Origin of the sequence: Flavobacterium sp. 22659, from assembly GCF_052044235.1 — a bacterium.
Taxonomy (GTDB): Bacteria; Bacteroidota; Bacteroidia; order Flavobacteriales; family Flavobacteriaceae; genus Flavobacterium; species Flavobacterium johnsoniae.
The window spans coordinates 96166-120828 of the sequence record NZ_JBQEMU010000020.1; the positions used below are offsets into that span (position 1 = coordinate 96166).

Annotated in this window: 17 protein-coding genes; 9 read left to right on the top strand and 8 right to left on the bottom strand. The window is 42.2% G+C overall.

The window, feature by feature from the left end:
* Positions 1-10: 10 nt before the first annotated feature.
* Both ACTJIW_RS18430 and ACTJIW_RS18435 read right to left on the bottom strand, forming a co-directional pair.
* Entirely contained in the window at positions 11-1393 is a 1383-nt protein-coding gene (locus tag ACTJIW_RS18430; RefSeq protein ID WP_440716366.1) for a RagB/SusD family nutrient uptake outer membrane protein, read from the bottom strand.
* Between the two features lie 12 nt (positions 1394-1405).
* The gene (locus ACTJIW_RS18435) at positions 1406-4426 is read right to left on the bottom strand and encodes a SusC/RagA family TonB-linked outer membrane protein (RefSeq protein WP_440716367.1); all 3021 of its coding nucleotides are present in this window, start codon (positions 4424-4426) and stop codon (positions 1406-1408) included.
* A gap of 500 nt (positions 4427-4926) precedes the next feature.
* Here ACTJIW_RS18435 and ACTJIW_RS18440 point away from each other — a divergent pair, with 500 nt between their 5' ends.
* Entirely contained in the window at positions 4927-5166 is a 240-nt protein-coding gene (locus ACTJIW_RS18440) for a transcriptional regulator (RefSeq protein WP_440716368.1), read from the top strand.
* Between the two features lie 672 nt (positions 5167-5838).
* On the opposite strand, the gene ACTJIW_RS18445 is transcribed toward ACTJIW_RS18440, so the two are convergent.
* On the bottom strand, positions 5839-6015 hold the full coding sequence (locus tag ACTJIW_RS18445; RefSeq protein WP_440716369.1) for a histone H1: 177 nt from the start codon (positions 6013-6015) through the stop codon (positions 5839-5841).
* Positions 6016-6090: 75 nt separating this feature from the next.
* Positions 6091-7788: a helix-turn-helix domain-containing protein gene (locus ACTJIW_RS18450; protein WP_440716370.1), complete on the bottom strand. Its 1698-nt coding sequence runs from the start codon at positions 7786-7788 to the stop codon at positions 6091-6093.
* A gap of 256 nt (positions 7789-8044) precedes the next feature.
* Between ACTJIW_RS18450 and ACTJIW_RS18455 the strand changes: the two genes are divergently transcribed.
* The 4 genes from ACTJIW_RS18455 to ACTJIW_RS18470 all read left to right on the top strand — a co-directional run bounded on the left by ACTJIW_RS18455 (position 8045) and on the right by ACTJIW_RS18470 (position 11503).
* Complete coding sequence (locus ACTJIW_RS18455) at positions 8045-8815, top strand: hypothetical protein (RefSeq protein WP_440716371.1); 771 nt, start codon at positions 8045-8047, stop codon at positions 8813-8815.
* A gap of 301 nt (positions 8816-9116) precedes the next feature.
* Positions 9117-9974, top strand: a complete 858-nt coding sequence (locus tag ACTJIW_RS18460) for a helix-turn-helix domain-containing protein (RefSeq protein ID WP_440716372.1) — start codon at positions 9117-9119, stop codon at positions 9972-9974.
* Positions 9975-10000: 26 nt separating this feature from the next.
* Positions 10001-11191, top strand: a complete 1191-nt coding sequence (locus ACTJIW_RS18465) for a hypothetical protein (RefSeq protein ID WP_440716373.1) — start codon at positions 10001-10003, stop codon at positions 11189-11191.
* Positions 11192-11302: 111 nt separating this feature from the next.
* On the top strand, positions 11303-11503 hold the full coding sequence (locus tag ACTJIW_RS18470) for a YqaE/Pmp3 family membrane protein (RefSeq protein WP_440716374.1): 201 nt from the start codon (positions 11303-11305) through the stop codon (positions 11501-11503).
* 86 nt (positions 11504-11589) lie between these two features.
* On the opposite strand, the gene ACTJIW_RS18475 is transcribed toward ACTJIW_RS18470, so the two are convergent.
* From ACTJIW_RS18475 to ACTJIW_RS18490, 4 genes are read right to left on the bottom strand one after another with little or no spacing between them, the layout of a single operon-like run.
* A complete protein-coding gene (locus ACTJIW_RS18475) occupies positions 11590-13179 on the bottom strand; it encodes an MFS transporter (RefSeq protein WP_440716375.1) in 1590 nt (529 codons plus the stop codon).
* Positions 13180-13181: 2 nt separating this feature from the next.
* Positions 13182-14228: an HlyD family secretion protein gene (locus tag ACTJIW_RS18480; RefSeq protein ID WP_440716376.1), complete on the bottom strand. Its 1047-nt coding sequence runs from the start codon at positions 14226-14228 to the stop codon at positions 13182-13184.
* A gap of 11 nt (positions 14229-14239) precedes the next feature.
* The gene (locus ACTJIW_RS18485) at positions 14240-15577 is read right to left on the bottom strand and encodes a TolC family protein (RefSeq protein WP_440716377.1); all 1338 of its coding nucleotides are present in this window, start codon (positions 15575-15577) and stop codon (positions 14240-14242) included.
* Positions 15564-15824, bottom strand: coding sequence for a hypothetical protein (locus tag ACTJIW_RS18490; RefSeq protein WP_440716378.1), 261 nt, complete (start codon positions 15822-15824; stop codon positions 15564-15566). Before ACTJIW_RS18490 ends, ACTJIW_RS18485 begins: the two co-directional genes overlap by 14 nt.
* An 89-nt stretch (positions 15825-15913) precedes the next feature.
* On the opposite strand from ACTJIW_RS18490, the gene ACTJIW_RS18495 reads away from it, so the two are divergent.
* The 4 genes from ACTJIW_RS18495 to ACTJIW_RS18510 all read left to right on the top strand — a co-directional run.
* A complete protein-coding gene (locus ACTJIW_RS18495) occupies positions 15914-16693 on the top strand; it encodes a helix-turn-helix domain-containing protein (protein ID WP_440716379.1) in 780 nt (259 codons plus the stop codon).
* A gap of 756 nt (positions 16694-17449) precedes the next feature.
* On the top strand, positions 17450-18361 hold the full coding sequence (locus ACTJIW_RS18500) for a PorP/SprF family type IX secretion system membrane protein (protein ID WP_440716380.1): 912 nt from the start codon (positions 17450-17452) through the stop codon (positions 18359-18361).
* Positions 18362-18372: 11 nt separating this feature from the next.
* The gene (locus ACTJIW_RS18505; protein ID WP_440716381.1) at positions 18373-20313 is read left to right on the top strand and encodes an OmpA family protein; all 1941 of its coding nucleotides are present in this window, start codon (positions 18373-18375) and stop codon (positions 20311-20313) included.
* Positions 20314-20696: 383 nt separating this feature from the next.
* Positions 20697-24663, top strand: a 3967-nt coding sequence (locus ACTJIW_RS18510; protein ID WP_440718467.1) for an Ig-like domain-containing protein, incomplete at its 3' end; no start/stop codon positions are given.

The following is a 24663-nucleotide window of genomic DNA, read 5'->3' on the forward strand; positions in this document are numbered from 1 at the left end:
AATAAAAGGTTTAATATCCGGGATTTTGAGGAAGAAGTTTGGGATTTAAATTAAGTTCATTCTCAGGCAGGGGAAGAAGCTTGTCCGTGGCCTCCCAGCCTGGTTTCACTTCTGAGAGCACGGCATCTAACTGCTCAAATCTGCGCAGATCAAAAAAACGATGACCTTGTTCTGTAAAAAGCTCCCATCTTCTTTCCTGAAGGATGGCATTTAGGATTTCCTGTGGTGATACTGCAGCTGTGCCGGGAAGACCTGCCCGGTTTCTGATCTTATTCAAATCCTCTTTTGCCCCGATTAGCTCTCCCTGACGGATGCGTGCTTCAGCTCTTATAAGATATTGTTCAGCAGTGCGAAAAATGATGGAATATTCTTTAGAAACCGGAGTGTTATTCTGCTCTTTGTATTTGTATGCATGAGACCATGAACCATTTGCATTGGTAACAGTCCTGATCCAGCTGGTTTTGCGCAGATCGGCATTTGAAAAGGAATTCAGCAGATAAGGGGTGAGTGCTACAGTGGAAGGCGGGCCGGCCTGAAAAATAAAAAAGGATCCTTCCGCGGCATTCTGACCCGCAGCAGAGGTCTGCAGCTGCCAGATTGTTTCTTTTGAATTGTTTAAAAATACCTTTGAAAGATCATTTTCCATTATAAAGAGTTCTGTTTTGTTCAGCACTGCAGAGGCTTCGTTTGAGGCCTCCTCAAACATTTTATTGTAGAGGTAAACGCGTGCCAGAAAAGCATGGCAGACAGATTTGTTGGGACGGATTCTGTTGGCAGAGGTATAATTCTCCGGTAAGAGTTCCATTGCCTGGTTTAAATCAGTAATAATGTTCTGATACACTTTATCTTCGGTCATCCTGCTGACTTTTGTGTTTTGCTCATAGTCAGTCTCTTTGAGATAGGGGATATCTCCGAAAAGATTGAGCAGGTAGAAATGTGATAAAGCCCTAATGAACAGCGCTTCACCCTGAAGTTGTTTTTTTCGGTCCTCACTGAAATTTATGCTGTTTTCAATCCCTTTTAATAGGGCATTGGCGGTATAAATCTGGTTATAAGAATTGTTCCAGTATGTCAAAACTACAGTTGATGAAGCAGGAACCGTGTTATCGTAAAATGTGAACACTGCATTTGAGGGCAGACCATAAGCAGTCAGTTCATCTGCATAGTTTCCAAGCTGGTTTGAAATTCCTATGGTTGATCCGTTAAGAATCCCGTTATCTCTCATCTTGGAATAAATATTGGTAAGAGCGGCATTTGCGGTGTCATAATTATCAAATACAGCTTGTGCGGTCAGTTGTGATTTTGGAAGGTCAACTTCGACAAAATCAGTGCAGGAGCTGAACATTAGCAGTATGGACAGCATTGAAAAAAATGAAGTAGTAGAATGTATCATAAGAATGTTTTTTTAAAAGGTTAATTGTATCCCTGCAGTCACAACTTTAAGAGGAGGCAGATAACCAATAGTAGAAAATTCAGGATCCCCATCCGGATACTTTGTAAAAGTCAGCAGATTTTGAGCCTGCAGCATTACCTTGCAGCTTGTGTCTTTCAGGGTTAACGGAACAGTATAGGAAAGTGCAATATTTTTTAAACGGATAAAGCTGGCATCGGTTATTATTGCATTGCTGAGCAGGTAATTATTATTGGCGTTTACAACGTCTCGGTCTGTCCCCGTTGTATAGATTTGGTACGCTGTCTGATCCCCTGTTGTCTGCCAGCTGTCTGTTAACCTTGTCTGCTGATTGGACATCATCCCCGGCGTTCCCATTGGAAATATCCGGTTCTGTTGTTTTGTGAACTGAAAAAGAAAATCAAGATTCCAGCTTTTATAAGTGAGCTGATTCTGTATGCCTCCAAAATACTTGGGATTCAGATTGGCGGCATACTGCCTGTCATAAGGGGAAGATATTACACCGTCGTTGTTTACATCTTCAAAATCATAAATGCCTGTCTGTGGATTTACGCCCTTAAATTTGTAAAGGAGCAGAATATTGAGCGGTTCTCCTATTCTGTACTGCTGGCTGTAGGTCGAACCCTCCAGACCGGGAAAACTCAGCAGTTTGTTTTTTGCAAAGGTGAGGTTGAAATTGGTTGTCCACTGGAAATGTGCTTTCTGTAAATTAACGGTACGCACCGTAAATTCTAAACCTCTGTTTTCAACAACAGCACTTAGATTGGCCTGAATAGAGGAAAAGCCTGTTGTTCCAGGAAGCGGAATCCCAACCAGTTGATTAGCAGAACGGTTTTGATACCACGCTGCCGTGGTAAAGATTCTGTCCCTTAAAAATCCTGTTTCAATTGCAAATTCAAGCTTCTTATTGATTTCCCAGCCGAAATCAGCATTGTAAAGTCTTGACGGGGAAATTCCGGTCACGCCGTCATAGTTGACTCCTGTTGTGCTGTAGGTATCAAAAAACTGATAATCGCCAATCTGGTCATTTCCTGTGGTTCCATAACTGCCTCGGAGTTTTCCAAAACTAAGCCAAGAACTGTTTTTTAAGAAATTTTCATTTGTGAAAAGCCATGCCAATCCTGCTGCTCCAAAATTAGCGAACTGCCTTCCGGGGCCAAAGCGACTGGAGCCGTCCCTTCTTGCTGTAAGGTTTACAATATAACGGTCCTGCCAGTTATAGTTAAACCTGCCAAAAATTGCCTGATACTTATATTGTGTTTCATCATCCAGTTGTATGGTAATCACTTTAGCAGCCGCAAGATTATAAATTAGGCTGTTGGAACTAAAACCGCTTCCTGACTGATACAGTGTGTTTGTAATCTGGTTTTGAAAAGTAGTGCCAGCCAGCAAGTTTATTTTTCCCTTCCAGAATTCTTTTTCCCAAGTAATCTGGGGTTCGATAATCCAGGAAGTTCTCGACGTTTGGTTTTGATACAGCACTGATCTCTGGCTTGTGAAATTGTAAGCAGGGTTAAAGATTGTGGAAGGTGCTGTACGGGTTTCCAAAGTGCCCAGATCAGTAAAACCAAAGCTGCTCTTAATATTTAGACCTTCTGATAGTTCGTAGGACAGCAGGGCGTTTGCTATGAGGTCTTTGGTCTTCGATTCATATTTTGCGTTAAGGTTTCGCAGCGGATTTTCCCAAGTCTGGTTTTCCCAGTTTAAAGTTCCGTCCGAATTGTAAAGCGCAGGTGCGTTAGGAGGGAGAAATCTTGTAGCATTAGTTAAATCACTAGCGGGCTGGTTATTTTTCTGTGAAGTGTATCCGCCCGAGAATGTCATTTGAAATCTATTGTCTTCTGATTTGTGGTTAATATTTACCTGCACACCGCCTCTATTATAGCCGAAGCGGCCGGGAAAGACCGTTGATTCACTGTGGTAGGTGCCGCTGAGCAGAAACTGGGTGTTTTTTGCCCCTCCTGAAACTGTGGCCTGATTGTCATTAATTTTTGAGGTTCCACCCAGAAGTTCCTGTTGCCAATTGGTATATCTGTTCTGATCCCAGGTTCCGTTTACATCATAATCGGTAGCACCATACTGCTTTCCATCATTTAAGAAAGCTTGTTTTCGCATGGCCAGATACTGTTCGGTATTCATGAGCTTAAGAAATCTTGTAACGGTTCCGGCTCCCGTACTGCTTGTTATGGTAAATCTGGTTTTTCCTGATTTTCCTTTTTTAGTTGAAATTAAAACAACCCCGTTGGCACCCCTTGAGCCATAAATAGAGGTGGCATCGGCATCTTTCAGTACCTCGATATTTTCAATGTTTTCTGGGTTTATACTGTTCAGCGGACTGGTTGAGGTGGGAAATATGGATGAGGTCTGTCCTGAACCAATCGGGCTGGAGGAGTAAGGAACACCGTCAATTACATACAGCGGAGCATTGGCCGAAGAGCGCAGACTGTTCTGCCCACGGATCTTGATATCAAAACCGCCTCCGGCTACTCCTGTAGTCTGCGTGATGTTTATTCCGGCCATACGTCCCTGCATTACAGCCAGCACATTTGCAACTGGCTGGGTCTCGATATCCTTTGATGTGATTTTTGCTATGCTTCCGGTGCGTTCGCTTTCTTTGACTGAATAATAGCCGGCGTTGACCTTTACTTCCTGTAAAGTGGTAGAGTCAAAAAGCAATTTTACATTAATGGTCTGTTTTCCCGTAATGGGAATAACGGCAGTTTTAAATCCTATAAATGAAACCAGGAGTGTATCATTGGGAGAAGCAGTTATTTTGTACTGCCCGCTGTAATCTGAAATAGCAGCAGTGTTAGGTCTGTTTTTTATGGCAATAGTCACACCTGGCAGGGGAGCAGTTCCATCTGTAACAGTTCCCTGAACCTGATGTTGCTGAAAAAACGTTTTGAATGTTTGTGCGGAATTTTTGGCCGACGTGGATGAAAAAGACAGCAGTATTCCAGTAAAAATTAGGCAATAAAGAGCTTTTCCATCCTTGTATAATGAAAAATAATTCATAATATTGGGATTGGTTAGTTAAATGGTATTTGATTAGCTATATGGCTCTCTACACTAGTTTGGCGACGAAGTAGAGGGCCATTTAATTTTTTTGAGTTTAAACTTAATATTAGATTTTAATTCACAGGCAATATTATTTCAGGGTTGAACAAGTTAATAAAATCAAAACATTGAAATAATGAAGAAGTGCTAAGAAAGAAAGAGGAGAAAAATAGATGGCGTGGGTTGTTCTCAACTTATCATGCATTAAAGGTACTGGAATAACCCGCGCGCATACAAGTGAGCCCACGCCAATATTAATATGGCGTGAGCATTAACACTTATCATCTTGCGCGCTTAAAAATTTTCCAGTTTCTTAATGCAAGTTTCAAAGCGAATGCTTCAAATATTTTATATGAAGAATCGCAAAAATATGTATTTCATTGCAAATATAACAAAATAATTTAAAATGCGTACTTTAGTACGCGTTATTTTTTTTGTATTAGACTTACTTTGTTATAATGGCAGAGGCAAATAAAATAATATGTACTTACATTTTTAATAACTGGATTAAAAGTTATAAGTCTCAACGTGCATTTGGTTTAGATCATGGAATTGAAGAGAGTATTGTTAGAAAGATTAAAAATACAGTATTGATACCTGAAAAGGTTGATTATAATATCCCTGTAAATACTCTTCAGAAAATTTGTGAAGCAAGAAATATTAAACTTTCAGATTTCTTTAAACTTATAAATAAATAAATAAATAAATAAATAAATAAATAAATAAAGATGCTTGGATGTCTTTTTTTATGTTCAATAAAATTTAAAACAGGTACTTATACGGTACTCTTTCACCATTAAAAGAATTATTTTGTAGCTTACTAATACTTATGGGAATGTAAAATAATTTTTGTTTTCCAAATTTCGTCTTTCATAATCAAGATACTAAATTTTAATTTATGAGCATTGATAAATCGGAGTTTAACATGATTACTGTGGGAGTTATTTTTTTAATAATATGTCTAATAATTAGATATGTCATTACAAAAAGTAGATTTAATCGCAGAGGTGCTAGAGGCTTACAACATTTCAAAAATTTCGAAAAAGCTTGGTTAATTACATTTGCTGAGAAAATATTAATGTGGCTGACATTTATAATAGCTATAGTAATTCTAATATTCATAATAATGGTTATTTTTTTGTGAACAATCTAGATAATCCATTAATATTTTAGAGGAATCGTAAACGAATAAAAAAAACACTTCGCTGTTATATGAAAAAACGCCTAACGCCTGCGGCCTCCTGCAAAATTAAAAATATAGCTCACGTTATGAGCGCTTAACAGACAGAATCTATATAAAAAATAGCTTAAAAAAATGGAGCTTCAAAGCCCCATTCTTTTCTATTAAAATTATGTAAGACTGCTGAAAATTATTTCTTAGAGTCCTCAATAGAAACTTTTCTAAATTCTTTTAATAGTTTTTCAATTTCAAGTGATGATTTTCTTGCTCGTGCTCCGGCAGCTTTAACTCCTTTTTCTGATAGAGATTCAGATTCTGTTTTGAATGTTTCGATTTCAGTGTTAATTTTTGCGATTAGATCTTTCATGGTTTCTGTTTTTTTAATTACTGGGCAAAAATAAAAAGTAAAAAAACATATCCTAGAAATATTTGGAGAAAGTAATCATTCTTTTTCTTTTTTTAGTTTATTGATAAAGTAGGAGGGTGGGAATCCCATTTTAGCTAAAAATGCTTTTTTAAATCGTTCTGTAGTGCTGAAACCGGCCTCTTTTGCCAATGCTTCATAAGTGTAATATTTAAATCTGGATTCTGTTTGAAGCAGGTTCATGATGTATTCAATCCGAAGTCCGTTTATATAGTCATTGATGCCCTTTTCCCTATGATGTTCAAGGATGGCGGCGATATATTTGGGATTGGTATTAAAGGCGGCTGATAAATTACTGAGGTTCCAGTCTTTTTCCAGAAACTTTTTATGCTGTTCAAAGTTGTCCAGATGTTTTAAAAGCAGGGCAGTGGTTTCAGGGTTTATATTCGCGATAGGGTCTTTTTCTATTTTTGCCTGCATCTTTTTTGAATTTCTGTGCTGCTCTTCGATATGCAGCTGATAGTTCTTTTTATATATTTTTCTAATTTTCTGGTAGCGGTAAGTGACGGCTATTATGATGATAAACATTCCTAAGAATACTCCTGCAAAGATCATATCATAATATCGCTCCCAAATGAGCTGAGCTGTCATAATCTCATTTTCAGTTCTAATTCTTTCCTTTTCCAGTATAAGCTCTTTGGTGTCATATTGTTTATGGATTTTCCCAATAATATATTTGTTGGTTTCAGTCAGCAGGGTATCTGCTTTGAGAAGCTGATCCATATAATACAGCTGTCTATCGGTGTCTTTACTGCTTTTATAATAGTTGATCATCAATTCGAAAGCCTGTCTTAAATCTGGGCGGAGGTACTTTTTATCATTGAAGATTTTGTTTACAAGTGAAAAGTAAACAACAGCTTTCTCTTTCTGATGGAGCGCCCAGTAGCTCTTTCCGATGTAAAAATATCCAACTGCTTCATTGCCGAAATCCTTGTTCTCTACTATTTGTTCCAGTGAGTGTTCAATATTTTTGATCGATTCGCCGTAATTTTTTTTAAAGTATTCATTTATGCCTTCAGAATGCATGAAGTAAGGAATCATGTCTTCTATTTTGAGTCTTTTGGATTCTGAAATTCCAAACTCGTTTATCTCGGTGCACTTTCCGTAGTTTCCGGTTTTGTTATAGCACAGTCCGAGTGAGTGAAGCGAATTCAGATAAGGTTTGGGCTGGGCCTGCTTGTAATAGTCGGTACATTCCTGCAGCAGTGAGGCAGCTTCATCGTAGAATCCTATATAAAATTTTGTCAGGGCAATACAGTATTTAACTTTATGGATGAGATACTGATCTTTGGTCTGGGAAATGTAACGGTTTGCCATAAGATAACTATCCATAGCCTGCTGCTGCTGTTTTAATCCATAATAGACAGTGCCTTTGCTTAAGTAGGCAGCTCCAATGAGAGCGATGTCATTAGATTTTCTAGCTGTATGTATCATGCTGTCGGTGTAGGTCAGCCGCATTTTTTCTGAAGAAATCAGCATCATGTTTTGGTATGCGTTTAGAATCTCTTTTGCGTTCTGTTCCTTTTTTGCTTTATCGAGCAGGGCATAAGCATAAAAAGAGGCCCGTGCGCTGTCTCTTTTCAGTGTGTAGAAGCGGTTATCCAGGTATTCATAATTTTTGTTCCTTAGTGAATCGGGAATTTTAAAGCTGTTTTCCTGAGCCGTGGCAGAATAAAAAAACAGCAGCAATAGAATAAGTGAATTTTGTCTATTCATTGGTTGGGCTGTATTTGAATTTTAAACTGAGCATTGAAGCTGCACTTCTAGTTTAAAGCAGATGAATAATTTTACTTTAAATTAATATAAATGTAACATAAACAACTGATAAATAGGTTTTTATTTTTTGAAAAATACAGTGCGGATTTATGGAAAATCCATGGTAAAAATGCCGAAAACCCGCAGATGCAGTCTTGCGTGAGATTTTCCATCGCCATAGTTTTGTCTTGAATTCAAAAGCAAAATGTCCGGCAGGGTGCCGGATAAAAGTTCTGCTTATCCGGATGAAAGGAACTGGGAAGGAATTCCCATTCACCTTCAAACCATTCAAATCATGAAAACCAGTTTTATATGCATTATGCTGTCAGTTTTTTTATTTTCATGTTCTGCCGAAGCAGATGTAGAGACAGCAGTTTACCAGTCGAATGCTGCTGAGAGCGATATTGTTCAAATACGCCAGTCTACCAATCCATTGAATCCCTTTGACCATGAAGGGGAAATGATTTTGGAAGCGTTGCAGCTTTATTATCAGAAGCATGGATTTCCCAATTCCGTGCCGGAGCTTGGTGAGCAGATTAGACAGATCGCCGCAAAGAGTCATAGGGCAGCAAGCGTGACCCAAAGGCTTATACCATTTACTGATGAAATGGTGCAGACCATACTGGAGAATCCTGATAACAGCATGATTCTAACGGTCCAAAACAGCGCGCTGCAACAGTATGCAAAAGACAACCTAATCAGCTTTCTTCAAAATCTTATGAACAAGAGACAACAAGAATTCAGTATGATCTGCGCCTATATACTGGAATATGAGAATCAGGTGCTTGCAGATACCGCTTTTACGGCTGAAGAAACAGAAACCATCCTTACTGTAGCCTCTATCTCAAGATATTCGCTGTATTCAGAAGAAGAACGTAAAGATAAGGATTGGGATATTCTTCATGGAAATAAAGCGGTAAAACCATTTTTTTGCAGAAATGAAGTCCCGATTGTTTTCATAACTGCATTTTTAGATAAAGTTCTTTAGTCATTAATAATTAACAGCTTAAAATGAAACTACCCACTATATTGTTCCTCTCTCTTGTCCTTTTGAATCTTTTAAGTCTCTATTTCCTAATAGGTCTTTTTGGAGGTGAAGGCATACGGGAATTTACAGTAAAGATATATTATGAGGAGGGGCACACCCGTGTTATTGTTTATCTCTTTTATATTACTGTCCTTTTTAATCTTTACGCTCTGTTTTATGTTGGAGTAAGACGATTTTTTAAGGACTAGCAGGGGCAGTTTCTTTAGGCTGGTCAAGTAACAAGGCCATGCTTAAAGATCTAATGAATACTAAAATAAAACAACTTTCTGAGATTGGGGCAGCTGTTTATATGGTTAAAAAGGATGCGGTAAAGTTTCCTTTGGGGGAATTTATTGAAATGCAGGACACTGTAATGCTGCTCATTAAATCAGGCACATTTGTAATACAAATAGAACAAGACATTCAATATTTAGTACCGTTTGATTTAATGGTTTTTCCAAAAGGATCTCGGTACCGAGAAATAGAAGCTGGAGAAAAACTGAAGTTTTATTTCTTAAGCTTTCCTAATGATCGTATTCATTTTATAGAAAAGCAGTCTTTTGAAGATTTATGGAGCAAAAAAGCATTTAAAATCAATCTGGATCAAACCGATTACCTCTTGCTGTCCCTGATATGCAGGTTGCTTCAGGCTGAAGGCAATGTCGTGAAATCTGATGATTTTGCTATTGAGCTCAGACGTATAAGTTCTAATCTGGTACTCGTCGAGCTGAAATTTATTTATGCAAAATATCTCGCTTCTACTGTACTGCATATATCCAGAGCAGAAAAGGTGGCCATGGAGTTCTTAACGGTGCTGTCGATTCACTGCCGTAAGTACCATACCGTCAAATTTTACGCCGGGACGCTGTACGTTACTCCCGTTTATCTCAATAGGGCAGTCAAAGAGGTCACGGGTAAAACTGCCAAGAGGCTGGTAGCAGAATCGATTCTTGCTGAAGCAGTCACTCTGCTTGAGGAATCACCGTTTACAATCGCTGAAATAGCAGAAGAACTGGAATTTAGTTCTTTGTCAGCATTTGATGTTTTCTTTAAAAACTTAATGTCCTGTACGCCGTCAGAATATCGTTCAAATGCGGTAGAGAAATTTAAGAGTCGTTAGTCTTAACTGTTAACTGCAATTAAAACATGAAAATGATGAACCATAACTATCCTTTAGAATGGCTGGATGCTTTGATACTGGTGCATTTTAACCCCGCTAAAACAGATCTGAGCCAGCTGTCAGAAGCTGAGCTGGCTGTTATTTCAGAACATGCTGTAAAAGAGTCGGGGAGGATTCAGGTACGGATTAAAAATGAGGTATTTAGTATGGGACGAAAAAGGGAGATCCGGCTTTTGGTGAGAAAGTATCATTCGACCTTAATTTTTCTCTTGGATACGATGCTGGACAATCAAAGACACAGGGTATTCCAGTTACCTTCTGTATCAGAAACTGCCGATTTTATTATTAAATGTCTGGACGAGCTGCTGTCGTTTTTAGAGAAACGGTTTTCCAGTTATCTGAGTTTAGATGAGCGGGTGCCGATCACCTATCTGCTGGTGTCCAGAAAAGAGCTGCAGCTGAAATTAAAAAAACTGCAGAAAAGAAAAGCGGAAAATGATGAAATGAATTTGGTTTTAAATGTGGTGATCAAGGAAATCCTAGAATCATTTTCCATGCAGGAAAGAGACAGGATAACATTTCGCCAGATGCTCTATGAAAGAACGCTCTTAGGTGAATTGTTGCTGGTCGCTGATTTCAAAGAACAGGTAGTGTTTTCTGCGCTTGATCAAACACTCATTGGGTTGAATTTTAATAGTTCCGTTTATATAAACCTGCTCATCAAACGTCTGGTTTCAAAAGTGGAATTGGAAGAAGATATTGCCGGAAAACTCAGTCTGCTTTCTTTTTATTGGAAGGAATTCAATCAGATTTATTCCAATGAAAAACTGTTTTTTAAAGCAGGAATGCAGCATATTAAAACAGTTGTCGGCAGCTGGTTTGAAAATGAAATCCAATATCTGGAAAAGCAGCTGGAACTTTTGTCTGTTGCCTCTAAAGAGGCAGTGGGAGAATCTAAAACGGAAAACAAGCTCGAATGTGATCTGTCTGCCGATCAGATCGGTATTATTCTTCGGGCAGCCGATGAAGCGCGCGTGGTGAAATCCAGATCCATGAGTCTGGTGTTTAAAAAAATTGTACCCCATTTATCAACGGCTTTTAAAAGGGACTTGTCGTATCAGTCGGTTCGCAGTAAGTCCTATAATGCAGAAGACAACGATAAAACTATTGCCATATTGACCTTGGAGAAGATGATCAAAAAGATTAGATCCTATTGAGGTGTAAATTTGTATACTGTTTTTGAAACAAAACAGGTTTTGTGTCGACTCATCTTTTAAGATACTTTATTGGTATCGCATTTAACTGTAAAGATCCTAAAACTATTTATTATGATGACCTTAATTGCTATATTCTTTCCGTCGTTGTCCTTCTTACTGCGTGGTAAAGTGTTAACTGCGCTGCTGTGCCTGATTCTGCAGATCACGCTGATCGGCTGGATTCCGGCTGCTATCTGGGCGGTGCTGTCGCTTCAGAATTCCAGAGCCGAGAAACGCAATGCAAAATTGATCCGCGCTGTGAGATCGAAATAAAATAAGTCTATCAACCAATGCAGCCCCTGAAATTTTTGTTTCAGGGGCTTTTTTTAGTATCAGGAAGAAGGTGCGTTACTGTAAGTTTAATAAGGAATATTGCTTTTTTTTAATTTTAGAACCACATTTTGAATGTGAGGCAGCAGCAGTAAAAGGACGATCGTAATGATGAGCCCGCCCAGCATCCAGTCATAATAATCTCTGACGGTACGCGCTAGTATTTGGTGCGCAGTCATTTGATTGAAATAGCCGTCTGCCATGGTTTTTGAGACATAGGCATCACCGCCCGGATTTAGGTACTGGCTTTGGATGTCCTGTAAAGTAAGAGCCAGCTGGGGATTGGTTTGGGTTACTGCTTCACGAAGTTTTTCCTTTACGGCTGCTTTTGCCGATAATTGAAGCTCATTGCTGAATGCCAGGCTGGCGGTAAAACCGGTGAATCGGGCCAGTATACCGACAAGTGAGGCATGGATGGCCATTTCGGGCGGTGCAGACGAGGCTGTGAAAGAGACTATAGGGACAAATAACACACCGGTTGCCACGCCGTAAACAAACAGGGGCAGAATAAAATCAGTTGTTTCACCCTGTACCGAAACAAACAGGATCATACTGATGTAATACAGGGCCATAATGCCAAAACCGATTATTATAATCCGGATCAGATTGTAGCCCATCAGCACAAAGCGGGCTGTTACAAACATGCTTATGACAGTTCCTGAAATTACCGCAGTCCAAATCGGAATGGTACTGAGCGGATCAGTTCCTAGAATCACTTCAAGATAGCCGTACGCCAGCCCCGTGCTTCCTTTGAATATATAGAAGGCGAAAAGCAGCAGCAGACCCGTAACAAAATTCGCTGCCTTAAATATACGCAGGTTAAGTAAGGGTCTTTTGAGTTTCAGCTCTCTGATTATAAAAAGAAACAGGATTATCAGACTGCCTCCGCTTAGGTTTAGTAGCAATTGGCTGTCGAGCCATCCCAGCTGCCGTCCATATACCAGAATGTATCCCAGAATCAGGATAAACGATACATATAAGATATAGCCAATCCAATCCACCTGATACAATGGTATTTTTTTTGTAAATCTAGCTTTACTGTTCATGGTAAGCAGTATAATAAGGGCCAGGATGATCAGCAGGATAGTAAATCCGTAAAACAGCCAGTTGAAATCCAGGAAGTGAAGTACTATACTGCTGCAGATGCAATAAAAGGGCACAGCGATTTGGATGCATCCGTACAGAAGGCTGTAGGCAATAACTCTGGCGCGCGCAGCATGCAGTCTTGGAAAAATAAGCTGCAGTACGATGCCAGACATCAAGGCGCAGGTAATTCCCTGTAAAAACTGGCAGCTGACAAACAGCGTCCAGTTTTTGAAATGATAGCAGAGAATAGAACATAATGAGTTAACGGTGAGTGCTGCAAGCAGGTATTTTCTGGGTGCAAAATATTTTACAATGCGAAAATCCAGTGCCAGAAAAGCAACCGTTGAACCATAGACGACTACCATGCCGTACTGCACATCGGCAGGCTGTACGCCGTAATAGCCCATAACGACAGACGGACTGCTGTAAAAAGCGAAACTAAACAGGCAGGTCATCAGAATGCAGCCTATCACGAATCTTGCCGTCCATTCGGTCACCCATGTTTTAAAAATCGGTAGTGTATGTGCCTGCATCTTCAATTTTTTATAACATAAACATTGGCATTCATTCCCGCAGAAAGTCGAGCGGTTTTTTCAGGGGTGTCGGTCAGTTTGATCCTCACTGGAATACGCTGGATAATTTTTACAAAATTACCCGTAGCATTATCAGGAGGCAATAGCGAATAACGGGAACCTGTTGCCGGGGAAAGTGATTCGATAACCCCATTGAACTGTTCTGCCGGAAAAGCATCGACTTCTATAAACACCTTCTGTCCGGTCCTGAAACTGCCGATCTGTGTTTCCTTGAAGTTGGCCATTACCCATTTTTCTTCGGCTGTGCTGACCATAAAGGCTAAGGTCTGTCCGGCTTGCAGCAGCTGTCCGGTCTGGATGTTTTTTTTACCGATCTGACCGTCAAAAGGTGCGGTGATCACTGTATATCGAATGTCGAGCTCCTGTCTTTTAAGAAGCGCTTGCTTGATTTGTATTTCGGCCTGAAGAGCCTTACGCTGTACTTTGAAATCACTTAATTTAGACGCGGCCACCTGCAGGGAAGCTTTTGTCTGGTTGTAATCGGATTGTGTGATGGATAACGACGCGATGATGTTGTCGAATTTCTGCTGGGTGGTGGATGCATCGGCAAGAAGATTTTTATACCGTTCGTATTCCTTTTGCTGTTGGTTCAGTTTTGCCATGGCACCTGCCAGCTGTGCCTCTATGACGGCCATGCTTTTGCGCTGGGTCTGTTCGCCGGCATCCAGGATAGGAATTTTTGCCTTGGCACTCAGCAGTTCCGCTGCCGCGGCATCCCTTTTCAGCCTGTATTCGTCCGCTTCGATCACCGCCAGTGTATCTCCTTTCGCAACCTTTTGGTTGTCTTTATAATAAACGGCATGGACATACCCGCCGACTTTTGCGTTTATAGGGGACAGGTACGCATCGATTTGAGCGTCGTTGGTCTGTTCATAGCGGTATGCTTTTACCAAATAGACAGCGCCCCATATAAAGATTCCTGCCAATAATGCGATTCCCAGCCATTGGGTCAGCATCACGATACTTTTATCTGTTTTATTTTTATTCATAATTTTTGTTGTTAAAGGATTCCTGCGATGGCCAGCAGACGGATATGATCAAGTTGTAGGTCTGTCTGCGCCGTTGTTAAATTAAATTTGGCTTCCAATAAAGCATTTTCGGCCTCCATAAGATCGGTAAGAAGGGCTTCCTGATGCAGATAGCTGTTTCGGATAACCCGGACCGTTTCAGTAGATTTTGCAATGTTTTTTTCGGCTGTTGCCGCACTTTCCAAAGCCTGCTGTTCCTGCAGGTATGCCTCTTTGAGCTGCAGGAGGATGTCATCCTTTTTCATGTCCGCTTTTTCTTTTGCCTGTGAAAAAATCATTTGGGCACGAGCTATGGAATGTCTGCTTTTGTAGAGATTATCAACCGCAAACTGTGCTTTGATACCCGTCTGGCCGAATCCCCACAGATCATTGGAGTACGGATAAAAGGAGATCTGCGGATAGGTATACTGGTAGGCCGAGTAGAGGGAAACTTTGGGCAACAGTGTTGTTTTGATCTGCTTGATATTGAGTTCACTCCATTTGATGTCGCTGTTTGCGATTTGATATTCAGGTGATTTGTTCAGCGTTGCGGCGGCATAATCGCTGTAGGGAGCAGGAGGTATGTCGTCCAATAAAATAGCATCTTGATAATTGATGATTAGTATAGCTTCAGGATCACGTCCCATAAGAATATTGAGGCGCTGTCGGGCTATTTCAATTTTCTTGTCGATTTGGGAAAGGCTCAGTTCAAGCTGTGATACTTTTACGGAGCTTCTCAGCACATCACTTTTGAGTACAGTACCGTTTTTATGAAGGCTTTCTATAAGGGTAAGCTGTTTGTTTTCGGTTTGAATTTCAGCAGTAAGAAAATCATGGAAGTGCAGCGCCTTATACAAATCAAAGTAAGCGGCCGCCGCATGGTATTTTACGCTGTGCCGCTGCAGGTCAGCTTCATACTGCCTGCGGGATGCTTCTTCCTTTTTCATGGTGATATTTCTTCGGTCCTTACCGCCGTTGAAAAGGTTGAAATTCAGGCTGTATCCTGCTGCGTAACCATAGTTTCTTACCGGCACATCCTGCGGTGAGGAGAACAATCCATCATCGTAAAGTAAAAATTTAGAATTGAGTTTTAGATCTGCTCCCAGAGTCAGTTCCGGCAGCCTGCGGTCTTTGGCTTCTACTACTTCTATTTGGCTCTGCTGCAGGTTTAAATCCGAAAGCTTGAGCTGGCGGTTATGGGTTTGGACCGCTTTCCATATTTCTTCTAGACTTAATGTCTGGGTGTCTGCTGTATGCTGTGCTTGGAGCGGCTGCACCAGTACCATCAGGTGGATGATACAAAAAAATGCGGCTGTTTTATAGTGTTTCATCTGTTTTATCATTACTGTTTTTGTTCTTCATTTTAGCGGATTTCTTATGGAACAGCCTTCTTAGCTCATTCAGGACAAAGTTCCAATCCATCATGGGTAAAAAAGGACCGCAGTAAGCGCAGGTAAACCAAAACATATGGGTTGTGTCGATTTCTTCGGCTTCTCTTGATACTGCAGGTTTGTCATTTGGATCTGGTGTTTCAGGCTTTCTTTGCTGCTCCGGAGGTAGGGTTGTATTTTTCATCATAACGGTTTTACTATTTACAAAGCAAAATTATGCAGGGCGGCTCTCTGTCTTTTTGTATAAATAGCCTATTTTTTGTTATATTTGGCCATATGGAAACCCTAAGCCAGCTCATAGATACCGTGGATCAGAATCCTGATTCAATTTTGGTCATGCGGCAGCAGACCGAGCAGCGTCTGCCTTCCCATCAGCATGACAAAGCGCAGCTGTTACTGGTGTATGGCGGCATTGCCTATCTGCAGACCCAGGAAAGAGACTTGTACATTCCCTCCAACCATTATATATGGATACCGGGAAATTACCCGCATAACCTGATGTTTAATACACAGGATCTGTATATTATCAATATCTATTTTCCGCAGCAAAAAGCCGGTGATTTTTATGATGAGCTGGGAATTTACCCCGTGAGCAAGCTTTTGTCGGAAATGCTTTCCTTTAGTGAAAAATGGCAGGGTGATTATGCGGAAGGCTCCTGGGAGTTTGAGTTTTTATCCACTCTTAAGAATGTGCTGTCCAAAGAAAACCTTAAGAAATTTTCAATTCAGCTTCCTACAACCGATGACCAGCGGCTCAATGCAATAACCAATAGCATTAGAAACCGTCTCAATGAAAGTCTCAGTTTAGAGGATACGGCAAAACGCGCTGGAATGAGTGTCAGAAGCCTGACAAGATTGTTTCAGGCCCAACTCCATATTACCTATATTCAGTACTTGAAAATGCTTCGGATTATCAAAGCCATGGAATTAATCAATGATACGGATTTAAACATGACCGAGATTGCTTATGAAGTCGGGTATTCCAATATTGCCGCTTTCAGCAATAATTTCCACCAGTTGACCAACATGCGGCCCACTGAGTTCAAACAGAAATAAAAAATCATGTTTCGCAGGTCTTTTGTGGGTGTATTGGGAACTATACAACCTCTAATCCTGGTATATTCTTTTCATTTTTTTTGTCTTATAGGATGGTAAATGGGAGAGGATACAGCATTTAAGAATTAAATGTCAGAAAAAAGAACTTTTGTAAATTAATTGAAATAAATGTTAAATAATTGATTTTCAGTTATTTTGTATGTTTTTTTTATATTTTTGTAAGACATTTAATACTGTTTGTGTTTTAAAAATGTAAGAATGTTATTTTTCGAAATCAATTGGTTCAGGTCTTTTTGAGCTGTTGTACTATCCAGTTGATCGTCACTTATGGTTATGAATTCTGTTCACGCATTACAGCTGTTTATTGGTGTCATAAATCTTATTCATCTGATCAGTGAATAAAGATATATAAGCTGATTCCCTGCTTTGTGCTTTAATGATCTACGCCCGACCTACCAAACCAATTGCAGCAGTTTTTCCTTTTTCGCCCTATTTTTATTCCGCTTTAGGATCCGTTTTTGAGTCTGCTATCCGCCAAATCTAGTGCACCGCCTGATGAGTAAAGCAGCATGCTTTACCTTTACCGGTCTTTTTTTATTCTCAAGGTTACCACACAGAAAATTTGTTACGATCGATCTTCAGGCCGCTGTCTTTACAGTACCTGCAGGTCCGATGCTCTATTGTTCATTAAAATGCTCAGGGATACGTTCTCTATTGAAACGTCATGCCCATATGTCAACTTTAAAAGATAAGAATATGAGTCAAAAAATACTTTTGTTTATCGTTTTATTTGGGTATTGCACCGTCTATGCGCAGCAGGACGCACAGTATACGCAGTACATGTACAACACCGTAAACATCAACCCTGCTTATGCCGGCTCCCGTGGTGTTTTAAGCCTTTTTGCTTTGCATCGGGATCAATGGATCGGACTGGACGGCGCGCCTAAAACCAATTCATTTTCTGTAAACACGCCGATCAACAACAGCAAGCTGGGCCTGGGCTTGTCTCTGGTCAATGACAAGATAGGACCAGTAACGGAGAATCAGTTTTCTGTAGACCTTTCCTATACCGTGCCCACTTCAGAGACATGGAAACTTTCGTTTGGGATTAAAGGCACGGCTGATATTTTTAATCTTGATGCCTCAAAACTAAATCCTGCAGATCAGGGGGATCCACAATTCCAAAACCTCAATAATGATTTTTCCCCTAACGTCGGAGCGGGTATTTACTGGCACTCTGATAAGGCATATGTAGGATTATCAGTTCCGAATTTTATTCAGACCAACCGCTATGACGATACTGATACTGCCATTTACAAGGACAAGATCAATTACTATTTAATGGGAGGGTATGTTTTTAATTTTTCTCAAGAAGTAAAATTCAAACCTGCCGTATTAATGAAAATGGTGGAAGGGGCGCCGCTTCAGCTGGATGTTTCGGCCAATTTCCTGTTTTTTGAAAAACTGACGCTGGGGGCCGCCTACAGATGGGACGCCGCCATAAGCGCAATGGCTGGATTTCAGATTACCCAGGGACTGTATATCGGTTACGGATATGACAATGAAACCACCCGGTTAAGGCATTATAATTCAGGCTCGCACGAAATTTTCCTGCGTTATGAATTCTTGGCAGGCAAAAGCAGAATTACAACTCCCCGTTTCTTCTAAAATCAGGTACTATGAAAAAAACTATACTACTTTTTACAGTTATTACTTGTTTCTCACTGCAGGCTGCCGCACAGCAGGCAAAGGTCGATTCCGGAGACAGGAAGTACGACAGTTACGCCTATATCGACGCGATAAAGACGTACGAAAAGGTTGCGGCTAAAGGCTATAAATCCGAAGACCTGTTTGCAAAACTGGGAAATGCCTATTATTTCAATTCTGATTTTGAAAACGCGGCAAAATGGTACAAAGAGCTCTTTGCAATGAACACGGCTGTGGAACCCGAATATTACTATCGTTACGCGCAGTCTTTGAAAGCGGCTGGGGAAACTGCCCAGGCCGATAGATTTCTGGAAGAATTTAAAACGAAGTCCCAGAATGACAGCAGAGCCCGGCTTCTCGCAGAGAATGTACACTATATGGATCAGATTAAGGCAAATTCAGGAAGATACAAAATTGAAGATGCGGGCATCAACAGTAAGTATTCCGATTACGGATCATTTGTACACCATAATAAAATATATTTTGCTTCTGCTCGGGATACGGGAAATTTTATCAAACGCAGGCACACGTGGACCGGTGAATGTTTTACCAACCTGTATAGTGCCGATCTGGATCCTGAAACCGGAAGCGCCTCCAAAGCAAAGAAATTCAGGTCAGCGGTCAATACCAGATTCCACGAAGCATCGCCTGTTTTTACCACAGACGGTAAAACAGTGTATTTTACCAGAAACAACTATAGCGGCGGAAAAAGGGGAAGAGATGAAAACAAAACGACTTTAATAAAGATATACAGGGCTGAACTTGGAAAAAACGGTAAATGGACCAACATTACCGAACTTCCTTTCAACAGCGATAATTACAGTACGGCGCATCCGGCCTTGAGCCCGGATGAAAAAACGCTGTATTTTGCTTCTGACAGGCCGGGATCGCTCGGTGAATCAGATCTGTACAAAGTCAGCATAGATCCAAACGGCGGTTTTGGCACGCCTGAGAATCTCGGAAATGGTATTAATACGGAAGGAAAGGAAACCTATCCTTTTGTGAATTCAGATAACGAGATTTATTTTGCATCTGACGGGCATCCCGGACTGGGAGGATTGGATGTTTTTACCGCCAATATGGACAACAGCGGCAACATAACCCATATACAGAATGTCGGGGCTGATGTCAACTCTGTAAAAGATGATTTTGCCTACAGCATCGATCCGCAGACCAGAAGAGGATTTTTTACTTCCAACAGAGACGGCGGACAGGGATCCGACGACATTTATAAATTCTTAGAGACCAGAAGGCTGAAATGCCTTCAGGAGCTTGAAGGAATCATTACCGATGCAGTTTCAGCAGTGGTGCTGGCAGATACAAAAGTTACCCTGCTGGACAGTGATCTCTCACCGGTCAATGCTGTCGTTTCAGATGCATCGGGACACTACAGTTTTTCTGTGGACTGTGGCAAAAGATATTACGTAAGGGCTGAGAAACCAGAATACAGCACCAAAGAAGTGATTGCGGTCATTGGAACAGAAAGCGGCAAAACAACCCTTCCGATCCAATTGGAAAAATCAATCTGTAAAGTTACGGTGGGCGATGACCTGGGAAAATGTTTCGGCATTAAAATGATTTATTTCGATTTGGATAAATCTACTATCAGAACCGAGGCAGCGCTTGATCTTGAAAAAATACTGGATGTTTTGAATACGCATCCGACGATGAAGCTCGATATCCGATCCCATACCGACAGCAGGGCCTCCCGCCAATACAATGAAGCTTTATCGGCCCGCAGAGCAGAATCAACCCTGCAATGGCTGGTTAAAAACGGCATTGCGCCCGGCCGGCTTTCTGCAAAAGGATATGGAGAGAACCAATTGGTGAATAAATGTTCGGACGGCGTTCCTTGTACAGAACAAGAGCATCAGGCCAACAGGCGAAGCGAATTTATTATTACAGCATTGTAATATCGAACAGCGCTATTTGAAAGAGATATACCTAGTATTAAAATTTATAGATGATGAAAAATAAAATTAAGATCATTTTAGTATTTACGGCTTTGCTGCTGATGACAGGTGCATCGGCACAGACGAATTACAGCTTTTCTATTGCTGATATTTTAAGTGCAATGCCGGCAGGGAAAAGACTTCCAGACGGTACAGTGGTAAAAGCGGAACTTATTGCCACCGGAGGGGCAACCCATTCGACAGGGCCTTCAGGTTCAGGAACTGCAGGACCTGATATTGGCGGTTTGTTTACAGGGGTGACACTGCCTGCTTACGTCGGGGACCACACGCCGTCTAACTTTACCAAAATCCAGATGGCCAATACGCTCAATGCGGATAACGGTATGGCAAATAACTGCTCCTCAAGCATTGGTTTTAGAATCTATTTTGACAGGCCTGTCGAAAGCATTAATTTTCTGGCTCTGGATATTGACGGGGTTCATGGAACTCCAAATGGAAATGCAGAATGGGTTGCTTTTTTTGGCTACAATGGGAACACTTTTGTGCCCTATGCCATCAGCGGACCCACCACCCAGCTGGTGAATCAGTCCATTAATACTGCTTCGGCGTCGCACAGCTGGAGAACACTGGTAGGAAATACGATCGGTTCGGCCGCCGCGGCTGCTTTTCCCAGCGCAATGACAATCCGGAGACAGACCGTAAACGGCGGTTCCGGCACACCGGATGATTTAAACCATCAGGTGCTTTTTACGCCTCCTTCTTCCAGTACTAAGGTAACCGATTTTTTCCTAATGACCGGTATCTGGAGTGTTACCGGACAGGCCAATGTACAGGCATCTGGACTGAGTCCCATTGTGATAACCATCAGTTCGGACTTTGGGGATGCTCCGGACAGTTATAAAACACTTTTAGCATCTGGTGGAGCTTCACATGGCGTGGTGGGAACCCTTTGGCTGGGCGATACTAATTTTTCGGAACCTGACGGACTTCCTTCTGTTTTGGCCGATGCCTCTATCGATGATGACGGTCTTCAGGTGCTGCCGCCGGTACTAAATAATGGACAGACTATGAGCACTTATACCGTCACCCCGTCTTTTACCAACAATACAGGACTGCCGGCCCATTATGCCGCCTGGATAGATTGGAACAATAATGGCATTTTTGAAGCTTCTGAGGGAACAACTGCAGTTACTCCGGCTGGTGCTTTTTCAGGAAATGTGAGCCTGACTTGGAATAATGCGGTTTTAACCAATACAGCCGGCCGCGCGCATACATATTTACGACTAAGAGTCACTACAGAAGCCCTGACCACCTCAGATGCCGGAGGTGCTTTTATTAATGGCGAGGTGGAAGATTACGCAATAGGCCTTCCGGCTGCAACGCCTGATACGGCCTGTTTCAATGCCGGACTTTCTTCAGGATTTATAGATGTTCTGGCAAACGACACCACGGGAAGTGAGATCGTTCCCGCGTCAGTGGGTTTGGTAAATCCCGGAAATGGAACCAATATTGTAATAGATGGTTTTGGTGATATTGTAGGCATAACCATTCCCGGAGAAGGGACCTGGAAAGCTAATTCGGCAGGTCAGGTCAGTTTCGAGCCCGAATCCGCCAGTGTCATCAGTCCAACGCCAATTGCTTATCTGGGAAGGGATGCAGCAGGAAACGTATCAAACAGCGCCTTGATTACTCTGACAGCTGCCAGCATACCCGTTGCGGCTGCGGCCGTATTGGAAGGCTGTTCTCCGACTGTCTTAACAGCGGCAGCAAGTGTTCCTGCCGGGCAGTCGGTTACATGGTACGATGCTTTGTCAGGCGGAAATAGTGTGGCCTCTCCGGTTTTGAGTACAGTGGGAACCGTAACATATTATGCACAGGGCAATAACGGCACCTGTACAAGCGCGGTTAGAACACCGGTCACGTTAACCATAACAGCGCCGCCGAACTCCGGAAATCTGTCGGGAACCCAAAATATCTGTCAAGGCATCACTACTAATTTTTCTACCGACGGCGATGCCGGAGGTACCTGGTCAAGCAGCGATACAGCCATAGCCGCTGTGGATGGGAGCGGCGCGGTTACAGGGCTTATGCCCGGCACTGCCACGATAACCTATACCGCAATTGGTACAGGCGGCTGTTTAAATACAGCATCGACGCGAACCGTTACAGTTGAAGATGCTTCGGACTCGGGCATCCTTTCGGGAAATCAAAATATATGTGTCGGCGGAACATCGGCACTTGTTTCTGACGGCGCTGCGGGCGGTACCTGGTCAAGTGATAATCCGGCAGTTGCCACTGTTGATGCAGGCGGTAATGTAACGGGCGCCGCGAAGGGTACTGCTGTCATAGAATATACCATACCGCAGACGGGAAGCTGTCCTGTTATTCCTTCAGTAATAACCGTTACCATTATTGAGTCCAATCCTGGGACTTTGTCCGGAAACCAGAATGTCTGTGTCGGAGAAACAACGGCCTTTACAACCGATGGTGATATGGGAGGTGACTGGACTACTGATAATGCCGGCATCGCCTCTGTGGATGCAAATGGTGTCATAACCGGTAATGCCAGCGGTACAGCAACGATTACCTATACGGTAAATGGCTTGAGCGGCTGTCCTTCAGCATCCACGACCAGAACCGTAACCGTCAATGTGAACCCGCCTGCTTCGGCAGTCGATATTGCAGGTGCAGACAGTCAGATCTGTCCAGGAGGCACAGCAGTGTTAAGCGTAAGTTCTGCCACAGTGGCCAATCCTGTATTTACCTGGTATGCGGATCAAACTACCACAGCGGTACTGAACAGCGGCGTCTCCTACAGCGTTTCTCCGGCTTCAACCACCACCTACTATGTGAGCGTAAAAGGAGATGCAGTCTGTGAAAATGATCCCAATACCAGAAAACCCGTAACCGTAACGGTTAATACTTTAGGGGCAGCAGCTGATATTACAGCCGCTGATGCCACAGTCTGTTTAGGCTCTGCAGCTTTATTAACCGCATCTTCACCAACCGTTACAAGTCCTGTTTTCAGATGGTACGCCGATCAGACCTCGACTGTTATTTTAAGTACGGGAGCCTCTTATGGCCCCTCACCATTGGTTACCACAACCTATTATGTGAGCGTCAGCGGTGACGGAGTCTGTGAGAATGCAGTTAACACCAGAAAAGCAGTAATAGTGAATGTAACTCCTTTAGGTGCACAATCTGATATAACAGCTGATGATCGAACAATCTGCAGCGGTTCGTCAATTTCCCTTACAGCTTCTTCATCAAATGTAATAAGTCCGGTTTTCAGGTGGTATGCTGATCAGACAACTGCTGCAATTCTCAGTATCGGGCCTTCATACAGTGTGTCGCCTCTGAGCACCACAACGTATTATGTCAGTGTAAGCGGTACAGGATTGTGCGAGAATCTGCCCAATACAAGAAAGGCGGTAGCCGTTACTGTAAATCCATTAGCGCTGGCATCCGATATAACAACTGCAGATGCTGCCAGCTGTCCGGGTGAAAGCGTTGTACTTACGGCTTCTTCTGCCACTGTTACGGCACCTGTATTCAGATGGTACGCCGACCAGTCTACGGCAGCGGTTTTAAGTGTTGGGGCAGTCTACAGCCCGTCTCCGGCGGTTACCACTACCTATTATGTAAGTGTAAGCGGTACTGGAATCTGCGAGAATGCGCCTGGTACAAGAAAGGCAGTGACCATAACCATGGATCCGCTCGCTGCAGCGGCAGATATTTCCACACTTGACCAGACCATTTGTGCAGGAGATACAGCACTGCTTCTGGCGGCATCGGCAGTGGATAGTCCGGTATTCATCTGGTATTCAAGCCAGATTTCGACCAATCCGCTTTTTGTAGGCGATTATTACGATCCTGCGCCGGCAGTGACGACCACTTATTATGTGAGTGTTAAAGGAACCGGAATTTGTGAAAATGCGATTAACACGCGAAAACCCGTAACCGTAACAGTGAACACTTTGGCGCTGGCTTCAGACATTACCGCACCCGGTGCTGTAATCTGTTCAGGTTCTCCGGCATCGCTTACGGCTTCATCTGCTACAGTGACAACGCCTATTTTTAATTGGTATGCCGATCAGACCACTGCGGCAGTTCTGAATACCGGAGCATCCTATACGCCCTCACCGACGGTAACCACGACGTATTACGTTAGTGTCAGCGGCGATGGAGTCTGCGAAAATCTTCCGGGTACCCGCCAAGCCGTAACGGTAACGGTAAATGCTTTAGGACAGGCGTCCGATATCACCGTGTCCGATGCTGTGATCTGTTCTGGGGCTGCTGCATCGCTTAACGCTTCGTCTGCTACAGTGACAACGCCTATTTTTAATTGGT

Coding starts and splice junctions, on each gene's coding strand:
- ACTJIW_RS18430 (WP_440716366.1), bottom strand. CDS start 1,393: ATGATACATTCTACTACTTCATTTTTTTCAATGCTGTCCATACTGCTA.
- ACTJIW_RS18435 (WP_440716367.1), bottom strand. CDS start 4,426: ATGAATTATTTTTCATTATACAAGGATGGAAAAGCTCTTTATTGCCTA.
- ACTJIW_RS18440 (WP_440716368.1), top strand. CDS start 4,927: ATGGCAGAGGCAAATAAAATAATATGTACTTACATTTTTAATAACTGG.
- ACTJIW_RS18445 (WP_440716369.1), bottom strand. CDS start 6,015: ATGAAAGATCTAATCGCAAAAATTAACACTGAAATCGAAACATTCAAA.
- ACTJIW_RS18450 (WP_440716370.1), bottom strand. CDS start 7,788: ATGAATAGACAAAATTCACTTATTCTATTGCTGCTGTTTTTTTATTCT.
- ACTJIW_RS18460 (WP_440716372.1), top strand. CDS start 9,117: ATGAATACTAAAATAAAACAACTTTCTGAGATTGGGGCAGCTGTTTAT.
- ACTJIW_RS18465 (WP_440716373.1), top strand. CDS start 10,001: ATGAAAATGATGAACCATAACTATCCTTTAGAATGGCTGGATGCTTTG.
- ACTJIW_RS18470 (WP_440716374.1), top strand. CDS start 11,303: ATGATGACCTTAATTGCTATATTCTTTCCGTCGTTGTCCTTCTTACTG.
- ACTJIW_RS18475 (WP_440716375.1), bottom strand. CDS start 13,179: ATGCAGGCACATACACTACCGATTTTTAAAACATGGGTGACCGAATGG.
- ACTJIW_RS18480 (WP_440716376.1), bottom strand. CDS start 14,228: ATGAATAAAAATAAAACAGATAAAAGTATCGTGATGCTGACCCAATGG.
- ACTJIW_RS18485 (WP_440716377.1), bottom strand. CDS start 15,577: ATGAAACACTATAAAACAGCCGCATTTTTTTGTATCATCCACCTGATG.
- ACTJIW_RS18490 (WP_440716378.1), bottom strand. CDS start 15,824: ATGATGAAAAATACAACCCTACCTCCGGAGCAGCAAAGAAAGCCTGAA.
- ACTJIW_RS18495 (WP_440716379.1), top strand. CDS start 15,914: ATGGAAACCCTAAGCCAGCTCATAGATACCGTGGATCAGAATCCTGAT.
- ACTJIW_RS18500 (WP_440716380.1), top strand. CDS start 17,450: ATGAGTCAAAAAATACTTTTGTTTATCGTTTTATTTGGGTATTGCACC.
- ACTJIW_RS18505 (WP_440716381.1), top strand. CDS start 18,373: ATGAAAAAAACTATACTACTTTTTACAGTTATTACTTGTTTCTCACTG.